Annotated in this window: 6 protein-coding genes; 3 read left to right on the top strand and 3 right to left on the bottom strand. The window is 43.6% G+C overall.

Annotation, left to right across the window (positions count from 1 at the left end):
* Positions 1-1,556: 4Fe-4S dicluster domain-containing protein (locus ENN47_06070; GenBank protein ID HDP77737.1), on the top strand; the 1,556-nt coding region annotated here is incomplete at its 5' end.
* A 95-nt stretch (positions 1,557-1,651) separates the two neighbouring features.
* Positions 1,652-2,161, top strand: a complete 510-nt coding sequence (locus tag ENN47_06065; protein HDP77736.1) for a Rubrerythrin — start codon at positions 1,652-1,654, stop codon at positions 2,159-2,161.
* Between the two features lie 157 nt (positions 2,162-2,318).
* Here ENN47_06065 and ENN47_06060 read toward each other — a convergent pair whose 3' ends face one another.
* Complete coding sequence (locus ENN47_06060; GenBank protein HDP77735.1) at positions 2,319-3,038, bottom strand: glucosamine-1-phosphate N-acetyltransferase; 720 nt, start codon at positions 3,036-3,038, stop codon at positions 2,319-2,321.
* 275 nt (positions 3,039-3,313) lie between these two features.
* Here ENN47_06060 and ENN47_06055 point away from each other — a divergent pair, with 275 nt between their 5' ends.
* Positions 3,314-3,958 (top strand): MgtC/SapB family protein, encoded by a 645-nt coding sequence (locus tag ENN47_06055; protein ID HDP77734.1) that lies wholly within the window; start codon positions 3,314-3,316, stop codon positions 3,956-3,958.
* A gap of 2 nt (positions 3,959-3,960) precedes the next feature.
* On the opposite strand, the gene ENN47_06050 is transcribed toward ENN47_06055, so the two are convergent.
* Both ENN47_06050 and ENN47_06045 read right to left on the bottom strand, forming a co-directional pair.
* Positions 3,961-4,290 carry a hypothetical protein gene (locus ENN47_06050; protein HDP77733.1) on the bottom strand — a complete coding sequence of 110 codons (330 nt, stop codon included), beginning with the start codon at positions 4,288-4,290 and terminating at the stop codon, positions 3,961-3,963.
* A complete protein-coding gene (locus ENN47_06045) occupies positions 4,290-4,493 on the bottom strand; it encodes a hypothetical protein (GenBank protein ID HDP77732.1) in 204 nt (67 codons plus the stop codon). The genes ENN47_06050 and ENN47_06045 overlap by 1 nt, the downstream gene beginning before the upstream one ends.
* Positions 4,494-5,124: the final 631 nt, after the last annotated feature.

The following is a 5,124-nucleotide window of genomic DNA, read 5'->3' as shown; positions in this document are numbered from 1 at the left end:
TTGGGAGAGAAAACGGAGAATTCCCGAATGGTACATCGGCATATGAAAAGCGCGGAATAGCGGTTATGATTCCAGAGTGGCAGATAGACAATTGCATTCAGTGTAACCAGTGTTCTTATGTCTGTCCTCATGCAGCAATTAGGCCTTTCCTGATCAACGATGAAGAAGAAAGCAAGGCTCCCGATTCCTTCGAGACTAAGAAGGCAATGGGTGGAAAGACTTTCGATGGACTGAAGTACAGAATTCAGGTTTCGCCACTGGACTGCACGGGATGTGGAAACTGCGCGGACATCTGTCCGGCCCCTAACAAGGCACTGGTAATGAAGCCACTCGAGACACAGATCGATAGAGAGGGTCCAAACTGGGAATTTGCCACTACCGTTTCGGAGAAGAAAGACGTCATGAATGTTGAGACCCTTAAGGGCAGTCAGTTCTCAAAACCTCTTCTCGAATTCTCTGGAGCTTGCGCGGGTTGTGGAGAGACACCGTATGCGAAGTTAGTGACACAATTATTCGGAGATCGAATGCTCATCGCCAACGCAACAGGCTGTTCGTCAATCTGGGGAGCTTCGGCCCCAGCAACTCCTTACTGCAAGAACAGCGAAGGTAAGGGACCGGCCTGGGCCAACTCTCTCTTCGAAGATAACGCTGAGTATGGATTCGGAATGGCAATGGCAATTAATCATGGCAGGAATAAGCTTGCCGAGATAATGGAGGAGCTTCTGAAGCAAGACATTCCAGAAGACATGAAGGCGCCATTTGAAGCCTGGCTAGAAGGGAAAGACGACTCGAAGGCTTCAAAAGCAGCAACGCTTGATATCCTGAAAGTCATCTCGAAGGGTTGTAATAATGAGAAGGCCAATGAACTTATGAAGGCGATTGAAGAGAGAAAGGATCTGCTAATTAAGAAGTCCATTTGGATCTTCGGAGGAGACGGATGGGGCTATGACATTGGATACGGCGGTCTCGATCACGTGCTCGCCTCGGGCAAAGATGTGAATGTTCTCGTATTCGACACTGAAGTCTACTCCAATACCGGTGGTCAGTCTTCTAAATCTACTCCGACAGCAGCTGTAGCTAAATTTGCCGCTTCAGGAAAGAAAACGAAGAAGAAGGATCTTGGAAGAATGGCAATGACTTATGGCTATGTCTATGTTGCGCAAGTTGCCATGGGAGCAGATAAGAATCAAGTTATGAAGGCTATTACAGAAGCCGAGAAGTATCCGGGTCCATCGCTGATTATTGCATATTCTCCCTGTATCAATCATGGTATCAAGATTGGAATGGGAAAGACTCAAGAGCAAGAAAAGAGAGCGGTTTCAGCAGGTTACTGGCATCTGTACAGATACAACCCGGTCTTGAAGGAACAGGGTAAGAATCCCTTCATTCTTGACTCGAAGGAACCAAAAGAGTCGTTTGTCGATTTCTTGATGGGTGAAGTGAGATACAGCGCCCTAAAATCAACGTTCCCCGATATTGCCGATGAATTGTTCGAGAAGGCTGAGAAAGACGCTAAAGAAAGGTATGAAACATACAGGAGACTTGCATCTGATTGATTCAATGTGAATTGTGCGGGTGGTTCACCGCCGCCCGCTTTTTGTCAGAATCGGATGGTTTTTCTGTTTTTGTGATTCTCCAAAGGAGGTTTTAGATGAACGCTATCGATTACGCCCTTAAGTTGGAAAAGGATGGAAAGGCTTATTACACAAAGCAGGCGGAATGTGCAAAGGACTTGCAGCTGAAGAAGCTGTTTGAGATGCTTGCGAACGATGAGCAAAGACACTATGAGATAATAAGTGGTTTTAAGGATAAGAACTACATGTATAAGGGCACTTATACTTTCAAGACAACCAGGAACATGTTCTCGGAAATGCTTAAAGACGAAAAGTGCTTCGAAGTTGAAGCAACTAATCTTGATGCATATGAACATGCAGTCGAGATGGAAAAAGAGAGCGTCAAGCTTTACCTTGATCAGGCTAAGCTTACCAGTGAACCATCTGAGAAGGAGACACTTCTTAAGCTGGCCGCGGAAGAAAACAAACATCAGATAATTCTTGAGAATCTTATGGATTTCATCAGAAAAGGTCTCGATTGGAGTGAATCCCCTGAATTCAGCCATCTTGAAGAATGGGATCAGTTCACCGATTTAGACAAATATTGATTAGCATCAGCTTGATTAAGTAAAGACCGGGACTAGGTCCCGGTCTTTGTAACTCAGGGGTAATCCATGTCGCCTTCGCTTGCCTTACATTCTAAAGGGGTTGTGCCTGTGGTTTCTCTGGTCTCTGATAATGAGACTTAACCCCGAAGAAAAAGGTTCAGTCAGATAGCATTTTTTCTGCGAGTTCTAGATCTTCAGGAGTGTTAACGCCCAGAAACTCCTCATCGTTCTGCGTCTTAAAGCCGCATACAGACTTATTGTCACTCAATGCTAAAGAGACAATATCGGCAATGTAAATTTCTCCGGTTTCACTGTTTGGTACAAGTTTCTCAATGTAGTGTTCCACAATTTCCTTCCTGATAATTATCGGGCCTATATAGAATTCCCAGGGCGGAGGAAAGTCAGGGATCTTTCTCTCCTTGAAGGAGATGACATTGCCAGATTCGTCCCTCTCTACCAGGGCATATGGAAATCTTATGTCTGTTACTCCAGAGAGAAAAGTGATATCACATTTTCTCGTGTTGTGGAGGTCAGTCATAGCTTTCAAAGATTCTTCTCTGATGAGTATAAGGTCTGAATACATAACGAGAATATCTGAGTACTCAGGGATGAGATGAAGTGCACTTTTCAAAGCGTCGGCAGTCCCTTTTGGGGAATCTTGATTTGCTATTAGAACATTCCTATCAAGAGCTTCCCTAAAATCACTTTCAAAATCGGGATTGATAACAACGATCGAAGTATTGCTATCACAAATTCCTTTGATTTTATTGAGAACGAGCACTATCATTGATTTTCCTCTTACTTTGACAAGAGGTTTTGGTATCGAAGTTTTCAGCCTTTTCCCCTTACCAGCAGCCAGAACCACTGGAACCAGCACGATAATCCCTCCTCCAAAACAATGATATCATTTTCGTTCGGCAAGACTATCAATGATGTATATTTTGATACTGAACAGACAACCAGGTCAGTCGATGACTCACAGCAAGCACCAGATACGCAATATAAAGAACATCCAAATCGGTTTCTATCGTCAAAGTGATCAAGTGCAGCTCAGTGAGACCACTGGAAGTGCGTTCTGACAAACTAGTCATATTTCAACGCCTTCATACCGGAAAGAAGAGTTATAATCTTTACTTAAGGGAGGGTTTGCAGTTGGAGTATCTGGATTTATCCTTTAGATTATTCTGTGCCCTAGTTGCGGGAGCATTGATTGGAGTCACGAGAGAGAGAATCTATAAGCCTGCTGGACTTAGGACGCATTCGCTAATTTGCGTCGGGGCCGCCTTTATAACGGTTCTTTCCACGACCGTTTTTGTAACTGCCGAACACGGTGACCCTGGCCGTGTTGCTGCACAAATTGTTTCTGGAATAGGATTTCTGGGTGCGGGAACCATATTGAAGAAGGGGTTTTCCGTTAAGGGCTTGACAACGGCTGCAACACTATGGGTGACCGCTGCCGTAGGAATGGGATTCGGCAGTGGAGAGTACTTGCTTTCTGCAATTGTTACGGTATTTGCATTGATGATTGTTCTCTTTCTCAAGAAAATAGAGCTTCTCATAGGGGGAAGAAATCTACCCAGGGTCCTAATTGTCGCCAACAACACTCAAGAGATGTCTAAGAAGGTTTCAGAATGGTTCATGGATAATGGATTGACAGTTGAGTCGCTAGAAATCGACGAGGACGAAGAGAGCTTAAGTCTCTTGGTTGAAGTGAGTAAAGGCGATGCAATAAAAGTCAAGACTCTTATTGTTGGGCTTTCAAGACTGAAGGGCATTAGAAGTGCTGAGCTTCGTTAGTTTTATTTTCGCGGGCAAATGTGGTCTATCCAGAGTTCCTGACCTCCTATCGAAAAAGATGTAATTGCACCCTGAAGATTCAGTATTCCCTTAGAGCCGCTCACGCCTGTCAAAGTCACATTCACTCCCCCGATTACTTTTCCATCGATATCAGAGAAGCCCTGTACATTTTCGAGAACCCCATTTATTTCCACATTTATATTTCCTCCGTACTCTCCGTAATAGAGAATGAGACCAGAGGGGTTGACAGGGAACTTGAAAGAAATAGTGATGTTGTTTAGGTTGACATCCTTACCCGCATGCCCGGCCATACCTGCATTTGTGACGGTCATTACACCATTTGGAGTGGGAGTTCCGTTGACCAAAAGAATGGCTTTATTACCATCTGCGTCGTTAGTTCAGAAAAGACATCACCATTGTGGTACTGTGTTCCAACAGCGAATCCTTCAAAGTCAACACATTTCAAAACCAGGTAACATCCAGAAAACATAAGGAGTGTCGTTAATACAAGTGCTAGAATGACAATACGTTTCATAGAATCGCCTCCCCGTAGAATTTAACAAAGATTTGAGTGAGAATCGAGAGAAAGAATGATAATGACCTGATAATTATATTCCAGTGCTTTCTGAGATCAAAGAAGGTTGATGCCTGTGTTCGTCTTGGCTGTTTTGAACAATTGCTTCATTCATAAGGATCCATTTCAGATTTGCGAGTAAAGTTGGAAAGCCAACAAAGAAAAACGATGTCATTTGCTTTCTCGAATCTGAAAGCATCCAGTTGCCGCCAATGTTAATATAAAACGACTAAGTGCATTCTATCTCAGAGATAGTTGAGATCAAGGGAAAGAAATCTGAAAATTAATGAAATAGGAGCTTAATGCCAAGGGATTTTTCTTTCTGCCTTGAGTGAAAATGGGATAGTGCAGAAAGATTGACTATAATACGAAGAAACAGCGAAATTATCTGGTCTCTATTCCATTCATGGTGTAGAAATTGTCCTTCCTGCTTCAGTGCTCTGATGGTGAGGTGTTTTTTGTGATTCTGTGGAGTGCCATTGCCCGACCCGAGACGGAAAAGAACGATTGTGCAATCTTCTTCTCGCGTGAAGTTACATCAAGAGTCCTAGAGCAAGTGATGGGTCATGAACTTCATTGAGAAGGATCTAGT

This window comes from Mesotoga infera, assembly GCA_011045915.1.
GTDB lineage: Bacteria > Thermotogota > Thermotogae > Petrotogales > Kosmotogaceae > Mesotoga > Mesotoga infera_D.
This window is presented reverse-complemented; position numbering and strand designations above follow the sequence as displayed.

Coding starts and splice junctions, on each gene's coding strand:
- ENN47_06065 (HDP77736.1), top strand. CDS start 1,652: ATGAACGCTATCGATTACGCCCTTAAGTTGGAAAAGGATGGAAAGGCT.
- ENN47_06050 (HDP77733.1), bottom strand. CDS start 4,290: ATGACCGTCACAAATGCAGGTATGGCCGGGCATGCGGGTAAGGATGTC.
- ENN47_06045 (HDP77732.1), bottom strand. CDS start 4,493: ATGAAACGTATTGTCATTCTAGCACTTGTATTAACGACACTCCTTATG.